Below are 25,552 nucleotides of genomic sequence, written 5' to 3' on the forward strand. Positions count from 1 at the left end.
AATAAAAGATGAAAAAGCTGGATTTTATGAAACATGATCCCCAGGAGAACAATCCTCAATATCTTGAGGATCTGGCTACCGGTTACTGGTTTTCAGAAGTTCTTTTTACGGCTGTGGAAATGGACATTTTTTCATCCTTGGAACCGGTGGGGAAGACACTGGAAGAATTAGTTCAGGGCACGGAATTAAATGAGTCAGGATTAAAACGATTTATGAAGGCTTTATGTGCCCTGGGCTTAGTTTCAGCGAATGGTTCAACTTATTATAACGGTCAAATGGCAGCTAAGTATCTGGTCAGGGGCAGGGAGGACTACCAGGGTGATTCCATCCTGTGGCGCAAACATATTTTTGATAATTGGCGCAGTCTGAAAGACTGTCTTCTGGAAGGGACGAGAGTAGTATACTCCCCCGTCGAAGATGATCTGACGGAACTGGAGGAAAGGAACCGTTGGTACAGTTCTGCCATGGGCTCTGTTGCCCGTAATAAGGCCGAGGAAATTTTACCATTTTTCCGGGATCTGTCTCTCACAGGTAATATTTTAGATGTTGGCGCGGGCACAGGGTCTATTGCTGCCGCCTTTCTGGAAACATATCCAGAATCCCAGGCGACACTTTTGGACCTGGATGCTGTTTTGGTTTATGCCCAGGAACAATTATCAGGTAAGTTTGGGGAGCGGATCAAATACTTTCCGGCCAATATTTTGGAGTCCTGGCCGGTTGAGGAGGGTCAATTTGATTTAGTGATCCTTTCAAATATTGTGCATGCTTATGGGGAAGAGGAAATTTCTCTGATATTAAAGAGGGCGGCAGCTTGTCTGAAACCGGAGGGGTATTTGCTCATTCATGATTTCTTTTTTGAGCACGGTCATGAAAAAGCGGCTCTTTTTGATCTTAATATGTTTGTTAATACCTTTAATGGAAAGGTGTTTAGCATTCATTGGATCAGAGAACAACTACAGGAACTGGGGCTTGCTGTGACGGAGATGGTGCCCTTGTCATCGGATACCTCATTGATATTTGGCGCTAAAAATGAAGATCGATTAAAAGCCCTGTCTTTGAACAAAAAGGGCCAACTGGCAGCTAAAATAGAGCACCTGGGTTTTCGCAAAGCTTCGGTGGTCTCCACTGAAATCATTCATATACCCAATTGGGTGAATTGGCACTGCAATTACGGTTGCAGTAATTTCGGTGCGCCCCACTGTCCTCCCAACAGCCCATCTCCCCAACAAACAAGAGAGATGCTTCAAGATTATACCACCTGTATTTTGATTGAAGGTGAACCACCCACCGGAGACTTTCAGCGCCAGGTACTAAAGGCGGAGAAAGCAGCTTTTTATGATGGGTATTATCGAGCTTTCGCTCTTTGGGCAGGCCCCTGCTCCATCTGTGCAGAATGCGGCGGTACAGAAGGATGTAAGAATACTCAAAGTGCCCGGCCTTCCATGGAAGCATCCGGGATTGATGTCTATGAGACGGTAAAGAGAGCGGGGATCTCTTTAAAACCCTTGTCGCCTGATGATTACTATGTAAAATATTTTGCAATTTTATTATTGGAGTGAGCAGGATGCGAATATTATTGGTACAAACCCCCTCTGTGGAGAGTGTGACCCAAGAAAGAGTTTATCCTATCGGCATTGTGAGCCTGGCGACTTACCTTAAAAAAGCCGGCTATGATGTGGGACTTCTGGATATGAATTTAGAGGCGGATCAATTTGGAGCTTTGAAGGAACGGCTCTTAGACTTTCAGCCGGATCTGGTAGGTTTATCACTAAGAAACATCGACCCTTTAGCCAACAAAACCAGTTCCCTGATCCCTCCTTTTATCGTAACCGTGCGTTTGGTATCAGCTCTTTTACCAAAGGCTCGGCTTGTGGTTGGGGGGACCGGTTTTTCTCTCTTTCCGGAACGGATCATGGCAGAGCTGCCGGAGATTGATTACGGAATTGTCGGCGAGGGAGAAAAATCCTATCTGGCATTGCTCCGTTCATTGGACAATCCCCCTATGATTCCCGGATTGTGCTATCGCAAAGGGGAGAAAATCGAAAGGATTCCTGCTATTGCCGACTTTGATATGAGGGAATATCTGGTTCCGGACCGAAGTCTCCTCGCCCCCGAATTATATACCGGGATCAATCAGTATGCTCCTTCCATGGGCATTGAAACTTCCCGGGGCTGCCCATTCCAGTGTACTTATTGTGTGTATGGGCGGCTGCAAGGGGAAAAGCTTCGCTGTCGGGAACCGCGGCAAGTAGTCGACGAATTAGAATTTTTGTACAAGGAACACAGCGTCCAAAATTTTCATTTTAACGCCCCTGTGGTTAATCTTCCCAGTGAGCATTTGGATGAGATTTGCCGGGAAATCCTGGGACGCAGGCTCCAGATTACATGGAGCGGTTTTTTTAGAGAAGATTTATTAAATGAAGAAAATGTTTTTCTTTATGAAGCGGCCGGCTGTAATTGCTTTTCTTTGTCGCCTGACGGTCTTAGCCAGCAAGCCCTTGATGTACTGGGTAAAAACATGAAGATAGAAGATGTGATTCGGGCAGGTGAGTTAACCGCCCAAACAGATGTCTGTACCATGTATCATTTTTTGGTGAATGTTCCCGGCGAAAACTCTGAAACCATAAAAAGCGGCATGGAGCTATTGGATCGTCTTTATGAGCTCCACGCAAAAAAAAGAAACCTGGGAACGGTGGTCTTAAATAACATTCGCATTTTTCCGGGGACGCCCATAGAAAAAATTGCTCTGGCCCAGGGAGTAATATCACCCCATACCGATTTGATCTATCCGGTATATTACAATCCTCAGCCCTATGAAATGCTTCGGTATCAATTGGAAACCTATCACTTATGTAAAAATGTTTTTATGTGGCAGGAAGTGAGGTTATCATAATGAAGGTTCTGCTCTTAGAGCATCCCCGGTATATTGCCCGGGAAAGATGTAATGATATTGCCAATACACCCCTGTCCTCCAGTTTGATTAGCGGCTATGTTGCCGGTATGTTGTCCGACAGGGGACATGAAGTAAAAATAATTGAAGGATATTTGGAAAAGATGTCCTATGATGAGATCTTCGATGAGGTTCGGGACTTCTCCCCGGATCTGATGGCGGTACACCTGGTGTACAGCTGGGGGAATAATCAGAACTTATTTGCTTTGATCAACAAATTAAAATCGGATGGTAGCGCGAAGTTTGTCCTGGTGTACGGATTTTATCCCACTTTTGCCTATGAAGAAATCCTCCGATCATGTCCGGCTCTTGACGGAGCCGTAATCAGTGAACCTGAACTTACCCTTGCAGAATTGACGGAAAGGTTTGACGGTACTGGTGTTCCCAAAAGTATCTCCGGCATGGCTTGGCGGAATGAAGACGGTTCTCTTGAGGTAAAGAGACGGGACCCTGTTGAAAATCTGGATGATCTGCCTTATCCGTTGCGTACTCCGGTGATGATGAAGATGTATGAAGTTAATCTGGAAGGCAGCAGGGGCTGTTACGGTGGATGTACCTTTTGCTATATTAATCCTTACTATGGACGAGAGCATGCTTGCTGGCGGGGTCGTACGCCGGAACATATCATGAGTGAAATAGATCAGATTATAGCTAAGTGGGGGAAAAAAGAGTTCTATTTTACCGATCCCAACTTTTTCGGCCCTGGGAAAAGAGGGCAGGAAAGGGCTCTGAAATTGGCGCAGATGATAAAAGAGAGAAAGATTCATTTTGGCATTGAGGCGCGAGTCAATGATATTCATGAAGAAACCATTTCCGCTTTGGTGGAGGCAGGCTTGAGGGATATCCTGATCGGACTGGAAAGCGGCAAGGATGATTCCCTGAAACGTCTCAATAAAATGACTACCGTCGCCCAAAATGAAAGAGCCCTGAAAATCCTTCGGAAGTATGGCATTGAGCCCAATGTGGGGTTTATTATGTTTGAGCCGGATTCTTCATTGGCCGATATCAGAACCAACCTTGAATTTCTTTTGAGAAACGATTTATTAAAAAACTTAGCGATTACGGCCAATGTACTTTATCATCCCCAGATTATTCTTCAGGGCACCAAGGCTTACCAAGAATTAAAAAAGGCGGGCCGGCTGGTGCTTGGTGCCACTACCTATGAAGGGGCAGCTGATTTTGCTGATCCCCAAGTAAAGACTCTAGCCGAGGCCATGAGCCAAATTACCAATCATCTTTTTGTGAAAATGAATGATATTTGGAGCGGCAGGGTGCCAGAGCCGGAAGACGCAGAAGGAAGATATCAAAAATTAAACCAACTGCTGGTCCAAAGTTTTAGCCATGGCTTGGAGCAGCTGGAATCAGGTGTGGTATTTTCTAATGAGGAGATTAGTCAAATCGTAGCTTTCCAAAAGCAGAAAATGAATGAATATTTACCCCTGTAAGAGAAGATGCCCGTCTGAAGAATTTGGCCAAATTCTTCAGACGGGCATCTTTGGTTCTGCTTTCAGAAAGCATAAATTTTTAAAGGTTGAAAGTATTAATTTTCTTTATTTTTTTGATCACTTCTGGTATTAGCCAAAGATGCTGCGCAGCCAGCTCATGATCGAGTCTAAAAGATGATTGCTCTAAAGCCTTGCTATATCTACATTTTAAGATTTTTTACACTAAACTTGGATTATAACAAATAATTTGCATAAAATCATCTTCAAAAAAGAAGGAAATTGGTAAAAGATGCCTAATATAACACAATATTTGGCAATATGACAAAATATATTAATTATGTAAAGGGAGAGATATTTTTGAGGAAATTTGTCAATTACACACTTGTTTGTATGCTGTTCCTAATGTTGTGCCTGATAGTTCTGCCAGGCACGTCCAAGGTGTGGGCGGAAGGAGAGACTTCCCTTCTTGAGCAAAAAACCCCTGATCAAATGTTAAAGGAAATGACAACAGGGTTAGATCCTAAGCTAAGGGAGGACTACCTGCCGGAGGAAGCCTGGACGGATAGAATGCTGGTACAATATGCTGCCGGAAAAAAAGAAACCGGTCGCAAAGAAATCATTACTGCTCTGAAAGGATCCTTTAAAGAATTTGGTACACTTAGTTTAGATGGGTGGGATCTGATCCATCTTACAGCAAAGCAGAATCCCTTGAAAGTGATCAAAGAATTGGAAGGCAAGGAAGGAATAATACATATTCAGCCGGATGAATTACTGTATCTGGCAGGAGCGGATCCGAATCTAAAACAGCAATGGAGTCTGGGTTTGGATGTGACTTTGGAACGTGTCTCCCTCAATCAGGATCAAGGATCTTCTCAGGTTATAGAAGGGAAAGAAGAATGAACGGGGAGCTTTACTCTCACAAACCAGGCCTATGGGAGAGACCCGGACCTATGTTAATAACGCCGCCGGATTGCCTGTTCTAATGACGGATGCCACAGGCAAAAGCACCGCCTATGCCTATGACTATGTGAATAGGCTCAAAGAAAAGAGAGCCAATTATGACGGAATCACCATCACCTATCACCCCACGGGTCAACCGGATCAATATGCGGTCTGGAAGGATACCGGGGGAAACAAGGTGTACGGAGATGCCCTGACCTACAGTTATTTTGGAGACGGGGTTACCCGGGAAAGAAAGGTGGGGAATTACAGCACCACTTTCCAATATGATCCGGTTTTAAACCGGACATCTGTGCAAGTGTTTGTTGTAAAATAAAAATACCGGAAAATGCAGAAGGAAGATATCAAAAATTAAGCCAACTGCTGGTCCAAGGTTTCCCCCCTGTAAAAGAAGATGCCCGCTGAAGAATTTGGCAAAATCACTCAGCGGGCATCAAATTCTGGTTTTTTTGATCAATCCTAGTTTTAGCCGAAGATGCTGCGCAGCCAGCTCATGATCGAGTCTAAAAGATTTTGGAAAAAGCCCTTGTTTTCATTTAGCGTATCCTTGACGATATCAAGATTCCGGCTAATACTGTCCAATTGTTTGGTGATGGTATCAACATTCAAATCCAGCTTGCTGATTTTTTCCATTAGGTTGAGAATTTGATTGACCTGCTCTTCGGAAAGATTGATCCCTAATTCCTGAGCAATATTTAAAATCACCTGTCGCATATCTTCCGGTGTTTTGATATTTTGCTGGGTAATCTCTTTTTTTACGTTTTGGATCAGTTTCACGGCTTCGTCTTTACCAATGTCCTGGCTGATATCTTCCGTGACGAAAAGCTCTTCATTGGCCGTTTCTTTGGCATCAGTGGATAGTTTTTCCCCAGTAGCTTCTTCAAAGGCCAGCATAATACCGGTGAGAGCCGTTGTTCCCGTGACATCAAAAGGAGCCGCTATCTGCACCTCCGCGTCTTTGACTCCTGCTGTGACCAAGGCGTTGGCATACATTTCCTTGGTTACCCAGGTAATATTATGGGTGCTGACGCCCAGACCCTCCCCTCTGGGCAATAATTTGACATGAGAGGAAGAAATCGCTTTCGTACCGATCTTCTCCTTGGTGGCAATTCCTTTGAGATGCTCCTCCACATCTTGAATGGATACTTCGATAATATCCACATCTCTTTCAGAGACACCGAATTCCTCCAGCATTTGGGTTCTTTGGGCAGCGGTTAAATCTGCGCCCAGGCTTACCGCTTCTGTTTTTCCAGCGAGAACAGCCAAGGGTGCAAGCATGAGCAACATGGTAATGACGCCGAGCATCATAAGGATTTTTCTGTTTTTAATGGACATAGCTTCACTCCTATTCAAAAATTTAGTTTTTCCCTTCCAGATATTATAGACTGTCTCCAACCTAAAAATGTTTCCTAAATTTTAAATTTTTATCTTCAGGGAAGTAGTCTTAAAATAATCTAAGTACTATGGAAAATCATCCGTGGACATGGCAGCTCCCGGGGAAGTTATTCTAAGTACCTCCCCCGGAGGAAAATATGAATCCCGGCAAGGTACCTCCTTCTCCGCCGCTTTGGCGGCGGCTGCGGCCGCCCTGCTCCTTGAACAAAATCCGGATATGCAGCCCGCTGAGATAAAAAAGGCCCTGATGGAAACGGGAGATTTGTTGTCAACCCTAATAGAGAGAACCCAAACCGGCAGAAAAGTGAATGCAGGGAATGCCCTTGAAAAAATCAGACCGGATCAAATAACGGATATTGAAGGCAGTGTTATACCGGTGGATAGGGATATGCAGGTAAGGGAAAGTATTGATATGACAGTCCTCCGTCAGGGTGACGGCGGTAAGCCGGGCACGGTTACAGGGGGATTTGGTTACCATATGATGATTGTGGACGGAACCGTCTGGGCCTGGGGCAGAAATTGGACAGGTCAATTGGGCGACGGGACAAATATAAATCGCGCCATGCCGGGGCCTGTGCGTAATTTATTTCAGGTAACTGCTGTGGACGGCGGTTTTGAACACAGCATCGCCTTAAAAAGTGACGGCACGGTCTGGACCTGGGGTAACAATAGCTATGGTAAATTAGGTGACGGAACAACTACCTCACGCTACGCACCGGTGCAGACAGCCGGATTATCCGATGTTACTGCCATTTCAGCCGGGTATGATTTTAATATTGCCCTAAAAAGCGACGGCACAGTATGGGCTTGGGGCAGAAACCGGTATGGCCAATTGGGTGACGGCACCACTGTGTCCAGCTCTTTACCGGTGCAGGTCAGCGGTTTGCGGAACATCATCGCTATCAGTGCCGGTTGTGAACATGCCTTGGCCATAAAAAGTGACGGTACCGTTTGGGCTTGGGGCAAAAATGGAAAAGGCCAGCTGGGTGACGGGACAAACACCGCGCGTAATACGCCGGTGCAGGTGACGGGCTTGAATTCAATTACTGCCATCTCCTGCGGAGTGGATCATACCCTGGCTGTTAAAGAGGACGGCACCGTCTGGGCCTGGGGAGATAATTCTTATGGCGCGTTAGGAGACGGCAGTTTGGTGGGTCGTAATATACCGGTCCAGGTCGATGGTTTACTCAATGCCCAAAAGGTCATTGCAGGATATTATTACAGTCATGTGCTGAAAGATGACGGTACCCTGTGGTCGGCAGGCTTCAATAATAGCGGAAGCCTGGGTGACGGAACATCAACAGACAGCAGTATCTTCAAAATGAATCCGTATCTCACTCAGGTAACAGAGGTAGGGGAGCATAACGGAAGGAATACCATGATCTTAAAAGCAGATGGTTCGTGCTTTTTGTGGGGGCCGAACAATTATGGTCAACTGGGGCCCGGCACCAACGCCTATTATGAGAGTGTGCCGTTGAAGCTGGGCCTCCAGACCTCCATCGTTAAAGGAGCGGCCGGCAGCTATCACTCCATGGTCGTGGAAAAGGGTGAAGTCCTGGCCTGGGGATATAATGGAAGCGGCATCTTGGGAGACGGAACAACAACGAATCGCAATACACCGGCAAAGGTGCTGCAGCTGCAACAGGTGATGGGCATTTCCGGCAAGAATTTGCACAGTCGGGCCTTACTGAGTGACGGGACTGTTAAAGCCTGGGGTAATAACAGCCAGGGACAGTTAGGTGATAATACAAGAACAGGCAGACTCACCCCGGTGTCGGTGTTAAACCTAAACCATATCGTAGGAATCGGTGCCGGTTACTATCACAGTGCGGGCCTGAAAAGCGACGGAACCGTTTGGACCTGGGGGATGAACAGTTCCGGCCAGCTGGGAACCGGAGATTATTACTTTTATCTGGCTCCGGTGCAGGTGAGCAGCTTGAGCGGCGTCAAAGCCATTTCCGTGGGCAGGCAGCATAATCTGGCTCTGAAAAGCGATGGCACTGTCTGGGCTTGGGGAGAAAACGCATATGGTCAGCTGGGTGATAATACGACGACGGGGCGGGTAGTTCCGGTGCAGGTCCTCGCCCTAAGCGATATCGTTGCTGTATCAGCCGGCGATAGAAATTCATTGGCCTTGAAAAGCGACGGTACGGTCTGGTCCTGGGGAGGCAGTACGACTCCTTATCTCCCGACGCAAATATCCACCTTAAGCAATGTAACAGGAATATCCGCAGGGGGTGTGCACAACCTGGTCTTAAAAAGCGATGGCACAGCCTATGCCTGGGGGCAAAACTACTACGGTCAGTTGGGGGATGGTACTAATACTACCCGGGGAGTACCTGTAAAGGTGCAGCGTTTCGAAAGCGGCGTCCTGGTATCGGCCGGATATGATTTTTCTTTAGGTCTAAGCAGTGATCATAATATCTGGACCTGGGGACAGAACACATATGGACAGTTGGGCGATGGTACCTTTAGATCCAATGTGTGGCCCAAGCCCAATATTTCTACGGGTCCCAGTTTCTATTATCAATATGATCATAACAATCGTTTAATCATGAGGCAAGGCAATACGACCTGGCAGTTTATATATGATCAGAACGGGAATCTGCTGTCCAAAGAACCGTTAAATTAATATTTGAAGGATAGAAGGGCGGGTTGGCATTGAAAAAAATTATTGCGTGGATATTATTGGTGACATTTTTATTCGGCAGTATCCCGGTACCATCCTTGGCGGCTGCTTCATTCAAGGACTTAGATATCGAAGAGATCTTTAAGGAAGATGACACAACCACCGCAGAGCCAAAATCTATTATTAATCACCAATATGTGGGCCTGGGTGATGAAGAAGAGGATAATTTTATTGATTTGTCTCTGCCCGAAGGCACTGTCCGTGTAAATGCACTGAGTGTGTTGGTAAAAAGTATCTTAGAAGAAAATAACAGCTGGGACCGTTTGCGGAATTATCTTTTTGAAGGAACAGGTTTTTTACTCCCTCCCAAAGCTGAGGTTCCTTCTCCGGAAAAACCGGTTTTAGAGCCGCAGCTGATTGAAGAAGAGGTAGGTGAAGAACCTGTCTCTGATCCCGTTATTGATATGAATGAAGATATTATCTCTGACCCGGCTGACGAGATGGTTGACGATATAAATGAAGAAACAGTCACATAGCCGGTTGAATCAGACAGCAGTCAAAGTACCGAAAAAGATGCACCGGCTGAAGAAAGGGGAGCTGCCCCCGATACATCCGACCAAACCCTTAACGATGAAGATATTGTAACGGAAGAATCCCTCCCGGAAACTGTAATCGAAGAGGGATACGAACCGGAGCAGGATCAGGCTGATGAAACCGAACCCGAAGGGGCACCGGCAGGGGATGAGTCTGCCGGTGCTGATTCCTCCGGCCCGGAGATGGATAAATCAAATGAGGAAATACTTGAAGGCATACCGGATAACACACTTGACCCTGCATTAGAGTCGGAACTAGAGGCAATCATGCAGCAGGTAAACGAAGAAGAGAGCTGGTTCAACAGCCTGGTGGGCCCATCCATTGCCAATAATGTCCATAACAATAAATATGCTGCCTGGGACGATACCAGTGAAATTGTATCACCCCAAACAGGTGAATTAACCCTGCGCTTCGATGACATTCAGTTGCCGGGGAGAAACGGTCTGGATCTAACGATCGGCAGAATTTATCAAAGCAGTCAGGCGCGGACGGGGAAATGGGATATCTCCCCTTTCGAAGATCAGCAAAACAGTTTTTCTTCATATTTTCAGGAGCGTTATAATTTAGGTACCGGCTGGTCCTTCGCCTTTCCTTCCGTTCAGGTAGAACAAGACAGCGATCAAGATATTGAAAGCCGAGAGTTATATTATCATACCGGTAACGGTGAGGTATACCTGGTTAAAATGACTTCACAAACCGGGGATAGCAATCTGGAGAATTATTATCGCAAAGATTGTGAATTCAGGGGAGATACCACCTATGTGTATATGGACGGTACGGAAGGAGACGGTTTGGAAAGTATCCGCTCCCAGTATGTTTTTGAGACGGCGGATAAGACAAAGCAATATTTTGCGGCGGATGGCCGTCTGATGGCGATAATTGACCGGTTTGGCAACAAAATTGAGTTTAAGCATAAATTGTTTCCCGTAACCAACCGGGTGGTAAATTACGATTTTGACGACAGCAACCAGATGGATAGCGGTGTACCCTGGACCTTTAATGAAGCTTACCTTAAAATAGCAACTGATAAGGGATACCAGGATAATACTTCCTTGTGGTTTGAGCACCCTTCTTCCACCAGGACCACCCAATCTGCTTTTTCCAAGCCGATTAAAGTGACACCCAACCGCAAGCATCGTATCAGCGGTTATTTGGCGGATGCCTTGGATGCGGGGGTTGCCTCTGTGCGCATTCACCAATATTCAAAATGGCGCGGCATCCATTATAATGCATATTTGGGCGGCTGGGTGTCCGGATATTTCCTGGAAAAAGTGCCGAACAGTTCAATTGAAATTGCCAGCTCCAGTTACGGGGATTGGAATTGGCGCGGTTTTGAGGAATATTTCACCGTCGACGATGATACCGATTATATCCAGATTGAATTCTTAGCCAAGAGTGCTAAGGGAGATGCCTGGTTGGATAAGGTATGTTTGGATCAAGTGTATCCTTTGATCACAGAAATCACGGATAGTATCGGCAGGAAGATCAATTTTCAATATACGGATAATTTTTATGAAGAGGATGGCGAGGATGATAACAACAATCCCATCACCGTAACCATAAAGGATCCCAGCCTGAGTCAAACCAAAACCCTTACTTATCAGCGCGGGGTCATTAATACTCAATCTTATGATTATTTATTTCAAGGAGTTCTTTTAAGTTATAAAAACGGTGAATTGGATATGGATGATTACCAGGTCTATCCGGGGGAGGACTATTCCGGTCAAAGAAGATATCCCAGTCTGGGAAGCTACCATGACGGGGAAGATTTATACGAATATAAATACAGTCTAAAAATGAACCTTTTCTCTTTTGTCAATAAGAAATCTTCAGGAGGCTATGCAACTATTGGTGAGGTGTTGCTAAGTCACATTTCACTACGCAACAGCAGGATCAATTATAATTTTTATGAGACGAAACCCAAGCATTTGGGAAAAAGAGGCTTTTATGAACAATCATATCTGACAGACCGGGAAGAAGATTATCGGGTTAATAACAAATGGGACCGCGGAGAACATAACAAAAGAACCTACAGCTATGGAGGTACTTATCAGGGAAATCCCTATGATAATGAAACCGGCTACTCGGAGACCTTTTACAGTAATCATGATTTACCTAAAAATACAGGGTTCCAGTGGATCTGCAGCGTAGAGCAGGAGGACGGATTAAAAACTGATTACGTCTTCAAGGGAAGCAGCGCCATGGGGCTCCGTGAAGACCGGAGGGTCACCTACCATTCCGGGGGTGAAAAGGAAACTCTGTACTATGAAGAGTATGACGGGACATACCATAACCAGCCCCTCCGCATCAAAAGTGTGCAGGAAAACAGCGGCGGTACCTATCCCCTCTATCAGGGCTATACCTATAATACCTGGGGCGGCGTAGCAAAGGAAACGAAACCATTGACCCCGGCCCAATGGGAAGACAGCACCCAAAAGGAACTGAATACTGTGAGCTATACCTATCATCCCACGTATAAGTTTCCTGCATCCACAAGCTATTATCAAAAAGAGGGTGTATTATTAACGGAAAATACCGAATATACATCCTCCGGTGCGATTCAGTCCACAACTAATGCCAAGGGGGAAACCACCTATTTTGAATATGCGGACGGGGCCCATCCCGGGAACTGCAGCAAAACCTGGCGGGCGCTCCCGAATGGTCAGCAGGAGATTACAGAGTATCAGTATGATGCTAATTATGCTGCCTATCCCACCCGGATTATGCAAAAGTATACGGAAGACGGAGTACCTAAAACCAGTATCACCACTCGTCAATATGATTTTCTATGGGGCCATCTGATCAGTGAAGATGATGCCTTGGGTAATGAAACCACCTATCAATATGATACTCAGGGACGGTTGATGTCTGAATGGTCTCCCTGGGATCTGGAAGATAAGAGTGGTACTTATATCGCAATTCGGTATTTTACATATGACAAAGTGCTGTTGACGGACTATGGCTATAACGGCCGGGGGGCTTTTCGGGTACAGACGTCGACCATCCATTTTCGCAGTATCATCGACCGGCCGATTATCAATCGCACCTACGATTATTATGATGATTACGGCAATCTTCTGGTGAAAGAGGAATGGGAGCATGTGCAGGGTCTTACCCGTGCAACCCAATTCCACTATGGCGACTACGGCCGGTTGGTTTCATCAAAAGATCCCCTCCAACGAGAAACTGTCTACAGCATCGATGAATGGGATCGTTTGAAATCCGTCACCGATGTCCAGGGGAATAAACAATTCTATGAGTATGATATTGTACAGCAAAGTAAGGATACCTATTTCCAGCCGGCAGGGGGCAGCAGTGAAAACCACTACCGGGAGTGCTTCGATGAAAGAGGCCGGATCATTGAGCGCAGGGCCTATCCCGTAAGCGGCGGCCCCGGGGTATCGGAAAGCTACACCTACGACCTTTTGGATAATCTGATCCGTCTTACAGACGGGAAAGAAAACCAAACTGATTTTCACTATGACGCTTTGGGGAATGTAAGCAGTGTCACCAACGCCTTAGGAGAAAACACAGATTACGCTTACAACCATCTGAATCAAATCAGTGAAATCAAGCAATATGAAAATAGCCAGAGCATCATTAACAGCAAAGCCTATGATGAAAGGGGAGCTTTACTCTCACAAACCAGACCCATGGGTGAAACTCGCACCTATGTTAATAACGCCGTCGGATTGCCTGTTCTGATGACCGATGCCACGGGTAAGAGCACCGCCTACTCCTATGATTATCTGAATCGGCTTAAAGAGAAGAGGGCCAATGAGGATGGGATCACCCTCACCTATCACCCCATGGGTCAGCCGGATCAATATGCAGTCTGGAAGGATACCGGGGGCAGCAAGGTGTACGGGGATGCCCTGACCTATGAATATTTTGGCGATGGAGTCACCCGGGAAAGAATGTTGGGAAACTACAGCACCGCTTTCCAATACGATCCGGTTTTAAACCGGACATCTGTGCAGGATCCCTTTAACCTGACGGTGCAGTACAGCTATGACAGTCTGAACCATCCGGATCAGGTAACCGTGGAAGGGCAGGTCTTCGATTACGAATTCTACGGGGACGGGATGCTGAAATCGGTGCAGTACCCTGCGGTCGGAGGAAAGATTCCCCTCAGCACCTATACTTATGATAATATGAACCGCCTGACTTTCTTGGTGAATAAAGTGGGCACTCAGATTATCTCCCAATACAGCTACCGGTATGATGATAACAGCAATATCATCGAGCAGGTGGAAAACGGGAGCGTGACCCGTTATACTTATGATGTATTGAACCGACTGATTGAAACTACCTTGCCGGACGGGACAAAGAAAACTTATGGGTATGATACCCGGGGCAACCGTACCCAGATGAGGGGTACCGCAGAGGATGAACTGACCGGTATACCCGGTACCTTTACCTATAACAATTGGGACCAGTTGGACGAGTTTAGCAGCCAAGGGGAGGTAACCCAGTATCAATATGACGGGGAAGGTCTGCGTACCGCAAAGACCAATGACGGGGATACCCTGCGCTATCATTTGGATGATCAGGGGAGAGTCCTGGCCGAATCCAACGGAGCGGGTCAGGTAACAGCCCAAAACATCTGGGGCCACCGAATGCTGGCCCGCAAGATCAGCGGCAGCTACTATTATTATTTCTACAATGGTCATGGCGATGTGGTGCAGATCGTGAACAGCAGCGGTACTGTGGTTAACCGCTACACCTACGATGAATGGGGGAATGTGCTGAGTCAGACGGAAGGGATTGATAATCCCATCCTCTATGCGGGAGAGTATTATGATGAAGAGAGCGGGCTGTACTATTTAAGGGCCAGGTATTACGATCCCTCAGTGGGCAGGTTTATATCGGAGGATCCTGCTAGGCACGGCTTGAACTGGTACACATATTGCTTTAATAATCCGGTGAATTTTATTGATCCTAGTGGATTAGCATATGTCCAACTCCGGCCAACGATTCAAAATTTAGGTGGCAGCATCAGTTGGAATTCCAATACGAATGTAGGAACTGTTTATTTGGATGGAAGCTCTGTCACAGTATATGACCGTGATGGCAATGGTAACTTCATTCAAGGTGGTTTAATGTATTCCAATGATACATGGCTTTTTGCAGCATTAGCAGTAAAATTTGATCTAGGAAATGGTTGGACTGGCAGAATAGAACGTGATGCATCGGGTGCTAGATCAGATAAGCATGCGCACGTGTATAAAGGAGACTCAAAATATGCACAAAATGAAGATGGATCGCCGCATGATGGTTCTAAAGGAGGTCCTCCCGGTAGCGTAAAAAATAATTTGAAAAAGAAAAAGGGATGGGATTGGGACGCAAAAGAAAAAGATTGGGCGAATAAGATTTATATAGGTGTAGATGATGGTGGTACCCATTATATAAAATATCCTAATGGTAGAGCGGTTAAGGTTGCGCCGTATAGACCGATGGGATATACGGCGCCGTATTGGCCAAATAGAAATGAATTAATTGAGTATTATACTGGGCCTACTTATATAAATAATAATGCTGGAAACAGCAATAACGGAAAAGGAATGATTGTCCCAATGCCAAATTCCATGCCCATACCTATGCCGTCACCAGCCCCCATGCCAATACCTATTTTTTGAGATAGGAGGACGGAGAAAATGAGTCAAAAAAGAACAAAGATTTATATTAATGCAAATGCTAAAGATCGTGAATTTATTTATACAGGCATAGAATTTTATGAATTTGTACATTATTTGCGGAATCCAATAGAGCATATTCTTCTTTTAAAGTCAAACTATATGGGAAATGGTTTTGCAAACAACTTTGAATTGGTAGAAGGATTAGATGAGGTTGGATTATTAGCAAAAGAAGATGTTAACAGTTATGGGGACTTCTGCTTTGTGGATTATAAGCAAGCGGACATGGTTAATCAATTAACAGATGAACAGATAGCAGAGTTGCTATATTTGGGGCATATGTATAAACCATTAACAACACCTTTTTTTGAGAAGTTAGACAACCAATTCGCTTATCTGGCGCATGATGATGGGTTTTTCTGTAAACTATATTGTCGACATATTGAAGATTTTGCTACATTATTGGCTAAAAAAATTCAATCATGTATTGAGGGCAAAACAAAATATAGCATAAGCGAACCAGATAAGCTAATCAGCTGTTGCTTGTTGGAATTAGCGGAAAATGGTTTGCTAATTGATTTCGATGAATTAACGGCTGATGATGACCACATTTTCGTAAATTATTTTTTAGTGGGCAAATACACCGACATGGATAGAATATTAAACGAAAATGAACGTCTTAAAGAAAAGGCCATAATTCAAAACCGTCTTGCTTACACACAATGCAAGTGGAAGTTTGATTAAGTGTAGGGGTTGCGGGGTTATTGGCATGTTACAGGGGGGTGTGCTGAAATCGTCTCAATACCCGCAACCTCCTAGTCTCAAAGCCATTATTATTAGAACATGGGACGATCCTTGAAGGGTTCATTTCGGAAGCTTTGCTGTAATAACAGCTCAACAGTCAGATAAACACTGATTGTTGAGCTGTTTTCTTGACCATCTTAGATGTTCAGCAAAATTTTTTTGAGGTTCTGAACATCAGGTCAACGGACACTAAAGTCTATTGACCTTTTTTATTTGAAAAGAAGGTGTCAATAGGACATCAAGTGATTCTCGCGGTCGGATACCGCGTAAAATCTCCGCGCAGCACACGGTTCCGACAGTGGATAAAACTTTTTTGCATGGGTATCTGCAAAAGGGCTTCACGATGAACGACGATTTTTTGAGCTTTTCAGGAATGTCAGGAAACCGTTAATGCTGCTTTAGTTGCCAGATGACAGAAATATCGTTCAATACCAGGTAATGGGTGTTAGAGATCAGAAACAGATACCGGCTTTCTAGTGATATTGTTCTAAAACTATGAACCAGGGGATTCGACTTGATCAGCCAAACGGGATGTCAGGGGGACTGGGTTGTTGGCATTCTAATTCTTTAGAAGTGTTAGCAATGTATGTCAACACCTCTATCCGGGGGAAGAATATTCCGGCCAAAGAAGATATCCCAGCCTGGTAAGCTACCATGACGGGGAAGATTTATATGAATATAGATACAGACTAAGAACGGACTTTTTCTCTTTTGTCAACAAGGAATATTCAGGTGGCTATGCAACGATTGGTGAGGTGTTATTAAGAAGCATCTCACTGCGTAACAGCCGGATTAATTATGATTTTAATGAGACGAACCCCAAGCATTTGGGGAGAAGAGGCTTTTATGAACAATCCTATCTGACCTCCCGGGAAGAACAATACTTAGTTAATAACAAATGGGACGGCGGAGGACATAACAAAAGAACCTACAGTTACGGTGGTACCTACCAGGGAAATCCCTATTACAATGAAACCGGCTACTCGGAGACCTTTTACAGTAATCATGATTTACCTAAAAATACAGGGTTCCAGTGGATCTGCAGCGTAGAGCAGGAGGACGGATTAAAAACTGATTACGTCTTCAAAGGAAGCAGCGCCATGGGCCTTCGTGAAGATCAAAGGGTCACCTACCATTCCGGGGGTGAAAAGGAAACTCTGTACTATGAAGAGTATGACGGGACATACCATAACCAGCCCCTCCGCATCAAAAGTGTGCAGGAAAACAGCGGCGGTACCTATCCCCTCTATCAGGGCTATACCTATAATACCTGGGGCGGCGTAGCAAAGGAAACGAAACCATTGACCCCGGCCCAATGGGAAGACAGCACCCAAAAGGAACTGAATACTGTGAGCTATACCTATCATCCCACGTATAAGTTTCCTGCATCCACAAGCTATTATCAAAAAGAGGGTGTATTATTAACGGAAAATACCGAATATACATCCTCCGGTGCGATTCAGTCCACAACTAATGCCAAGGGGGAAACCACCTATTTTGAATATGCGGACGGGGCCCATCCCGGGAACTGCAGCAAAACCTGGCGGGCGCTCCCGAATGGTCAGCAGGAGATTACAGAGTATCAGTATGATGCTAATTATGCTGCCTATCCCACCCGGATTATGCAAAAGTATACGGAAGACGGAGTACCTAAAACCAGTATCACCACTCGTCAATATGATTTTCTATGGGGCCATCTGATCAGTGAAGATGATGCCTTGGGTAATGAAACCACCTATCAATATGATACTCAGGGACGGTTGATGTCTGAATGGTCTCCCTGGGATCTGGAAGATAAGAGTGGTACTTATATCGCAATTCGGTATTTTACATATGACAAAGTGCTGTTGACGGACTATGGCTATAACGGCCGGGGGGCTTTTCGGGTACAGACGTCGACCATCCATTTTCGCAGTATCATCGACCGGCCGATTATCAATCGCACCTACGATTATTATGATGATTACGGCAATCTTCTGGTGAAAGAGGAATGGGAGCATGTGCAGGGTCTTACCCGTGCAACCCAATTCCACTATGGCGACTACGGCCGGTTGGTTTCATCAAAAGATCCCCTCCAACGAGAAACTGTCTACAGCATCGATGAATGGGATCGTTTGAAATCCGTCACCGATGTCCAGGGGAATAAACAATTCTATGAGTATGATATTGTACAGCAAAGTAAGGATACCTATTTCCAGCCGGCAGGGGGCAGCAGTGAAAACCACTACCGGGAGTGCTTCGATGAAAGAGGCCGGATCATTGAGCGCAGGGCCTATCCCGTAAGCGGCGGCTCTGGGGTACAGGAAAGCTATACCTATGACCTTTTGGATAATTTGATCCGTCTTACAGATGGGAGAGGAAACCAAACAGATTTTCACTATGACCCTTTGGGTAATGTAACCGGCGTCACCAACGCCTTAGGAGAAAACACGGATTACGCTTACAACCATCTGAATCAAATCAGTGAAATCAAGCAATATGAAAACAGCCAGAGCATCATTAACAGCAAAGCTTATGATGAGCGTGGAGCTTTGCTCTCACAAACCAGGCCCATGGGGGAAACTCGCACCTATGTTAATAACGCCGCCGGATTGCCTGTTTTGATGACGGATGCCACAGGCAAAAGCACCGCCTATTCTTATGACTATCTGAATCGGCCCAAAGAAAAGAGGGCCAATGATGACGGCATCACCATCACCTATCACCCCATGGGCCAGCCCGATCAATATGAGGTCTGGAAGGATACCGGGGGCAGCAAGGTGTACGGGGATACCCTGACCTATGAATATTTTGGCGACGGAGTCACCCGGGAAAGAAAGTTGGGTAATTACAGCACTGTTTTTCAATACGACCAGGTTTTAAACCGGACGTCCGTGCAGGATCCCTTTAACTTGACGGTTCAGTACAGCTATGACAGTCTGAACAATCCGGATCAGGTAACCGTGGAAGGGCAGGTCTTCGATTACGAATTCTACGGGGACGGGATGCTGAAATCGGTGCAGTATCCTGCGGTCGGAGGAAAGATTCCCCTCAGCACCTATACTTATGATAATATGAACCGCCTGACTTTCTTGGTGAATAAAGTGGGCACTCAGATTATCTCCCAATATAGCTACCGGTATGATGATAACAGCAATATTATTGAGCAGGTGGAAAACGGGAGCGTGACCCGTTATACTTATGATGTATTGAACCGACTGATTGAAACTACCTTGCCGGACGGGACAAAGAAAACTTATGGGTATGATACCCGGGGCAACCGTACCCAGATGAGGGGTACCGCAGAGGATGAACTGACCGGTATACCCAGTACCTTTACCTATAACAATTGGGATCAATTGGCCCAGTTTAGCAGCCAAGGGGAGGTAACCCAGTATCAATATGACGGGGAAGGTCTGCGCACCGCGAAGATCCAGGGCACGGATACCCTGCGCTATCATTTGGATGATCAGGGGAGAGTCCTGGCTGAATCCAACGGATCTGGTCAGTTAACAGCCCAAAACATCTGGGGCCACCGAATGCTGGCCCGCAAGATCAGCGGCAGCTACTATTATTATTTTTACAATGGCCATGGTGATGTGGTGCAGATCGTGAACAGCAGCGGTGCTGTAGTCAACCGCTACACCTATGACGAATGGGGGAATGTGCTTAGTCAGACGGAAGGGATTGATAATCCTATCCTCTATGCGGGAGAGTACTATGATGAGGAGAGTGGGCTGTACTATTTAAGGGCCAGGTATTACGATCCCTCTGTGGGCAGGTTTATTTCGGAGGACAGTAATGAGGGGCAGGTCACCAATCCGCTAAGTTTGAATCTGTATCAATATTGTTATAATAACCCGGTACTAGGATGTCGGAGGGACGGGGTTATTGGCATTCTAAGTTGGTCATTGGGGGTGTCAGCAATGTCAATACCCCCGTCTCCCGGACAACTATTATGGGTGCTTACGCCCGGATCCTCCCTTGCTCCCGGGAAGTAGTCTTAATTATAACGTATCATTATATATTCAATAAATTGATATACATGCAAATAAATACGCTTCAAAAACGGTTTTATTTTTTGCGTCACCGGAATTGGAGCAGGAGTTGTCTCAGCTGATCCGTCTACCAAAGAAAGTAATTTTTCCACTGAATAGTCACCAAAAACATTAAACCTTTTCAATTGAAAAGGATCGGTTTTAAGAGAATTAAAACCCTCCTTGGTGATAAAGCCAAGTTGGAAGCCACTGTCTTTAGTAAGGTATCTGACTGCTTTACTGTGGGCACCGTATGGATAAGCAATGGCTACAGCTTCAGTTCCGATATTTTTTTCGATCAGCTGCTTAGATTGAAGCAGATCCTCGCGAATCCGCTTTTCATATTGATCCAGGCTTTCCCTCTTATCTTCTAGAAACAAACGGTTGGTGAGAGCGGGTTTTTCCAGCCACTCTCCTGTTTCCTCATTTTGGACGAGAAAATTGTAATGACTTTCATGACTGTGGCTTTGAATATCAATGACACCGGAATCCGCCATTTCCTTGCCTTGGGCCCAGGTGAAGTGGGGAAGATTTCCTGGAGTTTTACCCATCTCGCCGGTTACAACAAAGATCGTTCCTTTCAGTCCCATCTCCCTAAGGATGGGATAAGCATAGGTGTAGTTGCTGAGGTAACCGTCATCAAAGGTAACGAGTAGGGGCTTGGGGGGCGGTATCTCATTTTTGTTGATGATGTCTGACAGCTCACTGGCAGTAAGAAAGGTATAGCCAGCCTCCTTTAATGCGGCCATTTGCTTTTTAAAATCAGCGGTCAGAAGGGTCACACTATTTCTGTTTTTTTCATCTAAATGATGATAGGTCAGAACGGTGATCTCTGTTTTTGACCCATTGTTTCTATATAACCCCACACTTGCGAAACAGATAATGCTGATCAGGATGAGGATCAATATAAGTTTTTTCATAAGCATTTTCTCCCAGCATGTAATCAATAAGTGGATGATCCCGGATCATTCCCTCATAGTAGACGTTTCATCAGGCCAATTTGTTTCATGAAATGACAAAATACGCAAAACATTTATTCAAGGATAACAACTATGCTCCCGAAAGTCAAAAGAAGGGAAAGAGGCAGAAATGCAAATGATAATTTTTTCAGATATAGAATCATGAAAAGTGATATAATATGCTAAAGCAGCTTTTTGGAGGAGGATCATTGACGGTGCTGACACTTAAAAATGAATTGGAACAAATGGTTTTCCACTTGGGGGGAGACCTTTTTGGAGTGGCATCTCTGGATGATGTTGCCCGTGAGATTGCCGGGGAATATGGAGATACGTACCAGGGATTGGAGCGGGCAATTTCTGTGGCGGTGTTTTTCCCCAAGGAGGTTTTAAATGAATTGGCGGAAGGCCCAACCCATACTTATTTATATTATTATGATGTGATCAATGCCCGATTAAATGATATAGCATTGAGAATCAGTAATTTACTGCAGAAGAAAGGCTTCCGTACCTTCCCCATACCCGCTTCCCAACGGGTGAATGAATCGAAACTCGCAGGAATCTTCAGTCATCGTTTGGCGGCAAGCCGGGCTGGTTTAGGCTGGATCGGGAAAAGCTGTTGCCTGGTCAATCCTCAGGTAGGTCCCCGCCTGCGCCTGGTCACGATTTTAACCAATGCTCCTTTGGAGAGTGATCAGCCCTTGGAGGAAGGGTGCTGCGGTTCCTGTACCGCTTGTCAGGATGCCTGCCCCCCTCAGGCCATTAAAGGGCAAGAATTTCACCTGGGGGATCCTTTATCATTGCGCCTGGATGCCCAGGCTTGCCATGATTATTTAGCCAACGTGCGTCATAGTTTTGGCAAAAGAGTGTGCGGACGCTGTTTAGCCGCATGTCCTTGGGGCAAATAAAGGAATTTGATGATAGCAAAGGGGCATTTAAAAAATATTCGGCACAAGAGGTGAGCAAATATGTCTGATCAAAAAGTGCGTTTGACTCAGATGGTAACAGCTGCCGGGTGAGCGGCAAAAATAGGTCCGGGGACCTTAACGAAAATTTTAGAAAGACTTCCCAAGTTTCACCATGAAAACCTGCTGGTAGGCTCAGACAATTATGATGACGCCGGGGTTTATCAGCTGCGGGATGATTTAGCCTTAATTCAAACGGTGGATTTTTTTACGCCCATGGTTGATGATCCCTATGCTTTTGGTCAGATTGCGGCGGCTAACGCCCTGAGCGATATTTATGCTATGGGCGGAGAGCCTTTGACGGCCATGAATATTACTGCTTTTCCCAAATGCGGTGACCTGGAGCTATTAGGGGAAATTCTCCTGGGGGGAGCAGATAAGGTCAAGGAAGCAGGCGCTCTCTTGATTGGGGGTCATACCATTGATGACCAGGAACCGAAGTTTGGTTTAGCTGTCACCGGAACTGCCCGGCCGGAAGATATTCTGCCTAACAGCAATGGGCAAGCAGGTGATGTTCTGGTTTTAACCAAATCCTTGGGCAATGGGATTTTAGCCACCGCCGTAAAAGCAGATTTGCTGGACCAAAAGACAGTTGGCCGGATGATCGCTGAGATGGCATCCTTGAACAAGGATGCTGCCTATTGTATGAAGGAGGCAGGGGTTCATTGCGCCACGGATATTACCGGATTTGGTTTTTTAGGCCATCTGGGGGAAGTAACGGCGGCCAGCCGTGTCACAGCGGAAATTTGGGCAGATCAGATCCCTGTCTGGCCGGAAACGGTTGAGTTTGCAAAAATGGGACTGATTCCGGCAGGTAGTTATGCCAATCAGGAACATATGAAAGAGCGTGCTCAATTCGCCTCAGATGTGCCCGTCTTTATGCGGGATATATTATTTGACCCGCAAACCAGCGGTGGACTTTTGATGACGGTACCGGAAAAAAGGCTTGATATCTTAACTGATGCCTTGAGAAAGAGGGGGGTCGGTTATGCTGTCGTAGGAAGATTATTGCAGGGTGCTGGGGAGGTCTATACTCCAGGGAAAATTCATATAAAGGGGAATGGAAAATGGTCGTAAAAAAAACCGATGAACAAAAATGCGGCGAAATGGGCTCCTTTATTCATGAAAGGCCGATTACGGATTTGTCGGCCCGTTTGGTGGCGGAGCGGGCAAGCATGGCAATTCTCGTTACAGGAGATACCCTGGGACGGGGTAGTCAGGAATGGGGTGAGTCCCTGATAAAGAATTTCTTTCAAACCCTTGCCCAAAAGGAACCCTTACCCCAATATATTATTTTTTGAATCAAGGCGTCTTTCTTTCCTGTGAGGGATCGACCGTACTGGGTTACCTGATAGAAATGGAACAACGAGGGGTTCAAATATTGATCTCCGATTCCTGCCCGGCATATTATAAAGTGAAGCATAAGCTTTGCGCCGGAGAAATCTCCACCATGTATAACATTTTGGACAAACTGTTCTTAGTGGAGAAAATTTTAACGATCTAATACCGAATCAGGGAGGGGACATTTTTGCAATTGCCGGGTTTTAAAGGGATTTTTTCTTTCTTTTTCAAAGGGGCAAGACGCCGATCTAAGAACAGTGAGGACAGGTCAGAAAATCTGGTTCAGCTGATCAAAAATGAGCCCGGACTGATCCCGGAAAATATTTTAAACCAGGTGAGGGCCGATGGCAAGGCTTCAATCTCCCTGCTCTCTGCCCTTTGGCCAGAACTTTCTTTAGAAAAAAGGGGTCAGTTATGGGAGGTCTGGCAAGACGAAGGCTTGATTGATGATCTTGTTAAGGATTTAGGCTCTAAGTATGAGGAAAAACATCTTACCGCTGCCCAGATTTTAAAGGAGATGAAACATGAGAAGCTGCTCATCCCTTTAATCAATGCTTTAGAATCTTCTGATCAATTTGTACCTGCTCGAGTGGCAGAGGTGCTACTCTCTTATGGAAAGTCAGGGATGAATTTAATCCTGGAAAGATTACCGGATCTTTCTGAGGATGGTAAATGCCTGGCCATCTCAATATTGGAGGAATTTGGTGATCCAGGGGCGGTTCCTGCCCTCCTGGAAGAATTTTCCCATACATCCCTCAAGGTGCGTATGAAGGCGGTAGAGGCTTTGGGGGAAATCGGTAATCAAGAGATTACGGATGCCATGATCATCATGCTACAGGATCAGGAATGGGAGGTTCGTTCCAGGGCAGCGAAAGCCTTAGGCAAGATTAAAGACCCCCGGTCCATTCCTGCCCTCGAAAAATCTTTGGCGGATGAAACCTGGTGGGTGAGGGAAAATGTTAAGGACGCCTTGAAAAGGATCGATGCGGCAGGGGAGGATGGGCAAGATTGACACAATTTTTTGAGCCGTATATGAAACCGGAATTTATAAGTTGGTTATTTCTTAATCTAGGGAAAATAATTGGGATCCTGATCGGGGCCCGTATTCTGATTCAGCTAGGCAGAGGCATGATTGAACGGCTATTTGCTCAATCTATGCGCTCGCGCCTTTTTGGTGAAGCAAAAAGATTGGAAACATTAAAGGTTCTATCCTTGAGCATCGTTACCTACGGTATTTACTTTATGGTTATTCTGATGGTTTTGGGTGTATTGGGTGTGAACACTGCTTCGATCATTGCCAGTGCCGGTATCGTTGGCTTGGCGGTAGGCTTTGGTGCCCAGAGTCTGGTAAAGGATGTTATTACAGGTTTTTTTATGATTTTTGAAAATTATTTTACTGTGGGAGATTACATTCAGGCTGCCGGCGTAGGTGGAATCGTGGAGGAAATGGGTCTCAGGACGACCACCATCAGGGATTGGGCCGGTGAATTGCACATTATCCCCAACAGTCAAATTACCATCGTAACTAATTTTAGTCGGGGAAAATCACGGGCGTTGGTGGATGTCAGGATATCTTATAAAGAAGATATTGACAGAGCCATAGAGGTGCTTCAAAAAGAAGCGGACCAGGTGGCAAAAGAATTTAAGGAGACCATTGTAGAAGCGCCCAGGGTATTGGGGGTACAGGATTTGGGCTCCTCCGAGGTGCTGATTCGCGTGATTGCTTTCACCCAGGCATTAGAGCAGTGGCCTTTGGAGAGGGAATTGCGCAAACGATTAAAAGGCGCCTTAGATCAGGCAGGGATTGAAATACCGTCTCCCGCCGCAAAGGTAGTCTATTAAAATACTTTGGAAGATAAGG

17 protein-coding genes are annotated in these 25,552 nt (G+C 45.7%); 15 read left to right on the forward strand and 2 right to left on the reverse strand.

The features are described 5' to 3' along the window. Window positions 1-8 precede the first annotated feature (8 nt). The 5 genes from CEQ75_RS03905 (at window position 9) to CEQ75_RS03925 (ending at window position 5,671) form a co-directional block, all read left to right on the forward strand. Complete coding sequence (locus CEQ75_RS03905) at window positions 9-1,559, forward strand: DUF2284 domain-containing protein (protein ID WP_242965372.1); 1,551 nt, start codon at window positions 9-11, stop codon at window positions 1,557-1,559. A gap of 5 nt (window positions 1,560-1,564) precedes the next feature. After that, on the forward strand, window positions 1,565-2,893 hold the full coding sequence (gene bzaD, locus CEQ75_RS03910; RefSeq protein WP_089609163.1) for a B12 lower ligand biosynthesis radical SAM protein BzaD: 1,329 nt from the start codon (window positions 1,565-1,567) through the stop codon (window positions 2,891-2,893). Next, window positions 2,893-4,395, forward strand: coding sequence for a B12-binding domain-containing radical SAM protein (locus CEQ75_RS03915; RefSeq protein WP_089609164.1), 1,503 nt, complete (start codon window positions 2,893-2,895; stop codon window positions 4,393-4,395). Before bzaD ends, CEQ75_RS03915 begins: the two co-directional genes overlap by 1 nt. A 357-nt stretch (window positions 4,396-4,752) precedes the next feature. Then, window positions 4,753-5,295, forward strand: a complete 543-nt coding sequence (locus CEQ75_RS03920; protein ID WP_089609165.1) for a hypothetical protein — start codon at window positions 4,753-4,755, stop codon at window positions 5,293-5,295. Window positions 5,296-5,326: 31 nt separating this feature from the next. Next, complete coding sequence (locus CEQ75_RS03925; RefSeq protein ID WP_089609166.1) at window positions 5,327-5,671, forward strand: hypothetical protein; 345 nt, start codon at window positions 5,327-5,329, stop codon at window positions 5,669-5,671. Between the two features lie 149 nt (window positions 5,672-5,820). Here the strand turns inward: CEQ75_RS03925 and CEQ75_RS03930 are convergent, their stop codons facing one another. Continuing rightward, on the reverse strand, window positions 5,821-6,690 hold the full coding sequence (locus tag CEQ75_RS03930) for a DUF1002 domain-containing protein (RefSeq protein WP_198306624.1): 870 nt from the start codon (window positions 6,688-6,690) through the stop codon (window positions 5,821-5,823). 142 nt (window positions 6,691-6,832) lie between these two features. On the opposite strand from CEQ75_RS03930, the gene CEQ75_RS03935 reads away from it, so the two are divergent. From CEQ75_RS03935 to CEQ75_RS03955, 5 genes are all read left to right on the forward strand, one after another. Beyond that, window positions 6,833-9,382 (forward strand): RCC1 domain-containing protein, encoded by a 2,550-nt coding sequence (locus CEQ75_RS03935; RefSeq protein ID WP_089609167.1) that lies wholly within the window; start codon window positions 6,833-6,835, stop codon window positions 9,380-9,382. Between the two features lie 29 nt (window positions 9,383-9,411). Then, complete coding sequence (locus CEQ75_RS03940) at window positions 9,412-9,915, forward strand: hypothetical protein (RefSeq protein ID WP_157677315.1); 504 nt, start codon at window positions 9,412-9,414, stop codon at window positions 9,913-9,915. Window positions 9,916-10,239: 324 nt separating this feature from the next. Further along, window positions 10,240-15,612, forward strand: coding sequence for an RHS repeat-associated core domain-containing protein (locus CEQ75_RS03945; protein WP_198306625.1), 5,373 nt, complete (start codon window positions 10,240-10,242; stop codon window positions 15,610-15,612). Window positions 15,613-15,630: 18 nt separating this feature from the next. Further along, a complete protein-coding gene (locus CEQ75_RS03950; protein WP_089609170.1) occupies window positions 15,631-16,353 on the forward strand; it encodes a hypothetical protein in 723 nt (240 codons plus the stop codon). Window positions 16,354-17,168: 815 nt separating this feature from the next. After that, window positions 17,169-20,393 carry an RHS repeat-associated core domain-containing protein gene (locus CEQ75_RS03955; RefSeq protein WP_089609171.1) on the forward strand — a complete coding sequence of 1,075 codons (3,225 nt, stop codon included), beginning with the start codon at window positions 17,169-17,171 and terminating at the stop codon, window positions 20,391-20,393. Window positions 20,394-20,395: 2 nt separating this feature from the next. On the opposite strand, the gene CEQ75_RS03960 is transcribed toward CEQ75_RS03955, so the two are convergent. After that, window positions 20,396-21,349 carry a polysaccharide deacetylase family protein gene (locus tag CEQ75_RS03960; RefSeq protein ID WP_157677317.1) on the reverse strand — a complete coding sequence of 318 codons (954 nt, stop codon included), beginning with the start codon at window positions 21,347-21,349 and terminating at the stop codon, window positions 20,396-20,398. Window positions 21,350-21,603: 254 nt separating this feature from the next. Between CEQ75_RS03960 and CEQ75_RS03965 the strand changes: the two genes are divergently transcribed. The 5 genes from CEQ75_RS03965 (at window position 21,604) to CEQ75_RS03985 (ending at window position 25,533) form a co-directional block, all read left to right on the forward strand. Beyond that, entirely contained in the window at window positions 21,604-22,293 is a 690-nt protein-coding gene (locus CEQ75_RS03965) for an epoxyqueuosine reductase (RefSeq protein ID WP_157677319.1), read from the forward strand. 60 nt (window positions 22,294-22,353) lie between these two features. Then, complete coding sequence (gene selD / locus CEQ75_RS03970) at window positions 22,354-23,427, forward strand: selenide, water dikinase SelD (protein WP_089609174.1); 1,074 nt, start codon at window positions 22,354-22,356, stop codon at window positions 23,425-23,427. Continuing rightward, entirely contained in the window at window positions 23,418-23,651 is a 234-nt protein-coding gene (locus tag CEQ75_RS03975; protein ID WP_089609175.1) for a hypothetical protein, read from the forward strand. The genes selD and CEQ75_RS03975 overlap by 10 nt, the downstream gene beginning before the upstream one ends. Before the next feature lie 233 nt (window positions 23,652-23,884). Then, window positions 23,885-24,703 (forward strand): HEAT repeat domain-containing protein, encoded by an 819-nt coding sequence (locus CEQ75_RS03980; RefSeq protein WP_157677321.1) that lies wholly within the window; start codon window positions 23,885-23,887, stop codon window positions 24,701-24,703. Continuing rightward, window positions 24,700-25,533 (forward strand): mechanosensitive ion channel family protein, encoded by an 834-nt coding sequence (locus CEQ75_RS03985; protein WP_089609177.1) that lies wholly within the window; start codon window positions 24,700-24,702, stop codon window positions 25,531-25,533. Before CEQ75_RS03980 ends, CEQ75_RS03985 begins: the two co-directional genes overlap by 4 nt. Window positions 25,534-25,552 lie beyond the last annotated feature (19 nt).

This window comes from Dehalobacterium formicoaceticum (assembly GCF_002224645.1).
GTDB classification, from domain to species: domain Bacteria; phylum Bacillota; class Dehalobacteriia; order Dehalobacteriales; family Dehalobacteriaceae; genus Dehalobacterium; species Dehalobacterium formicoaceticum.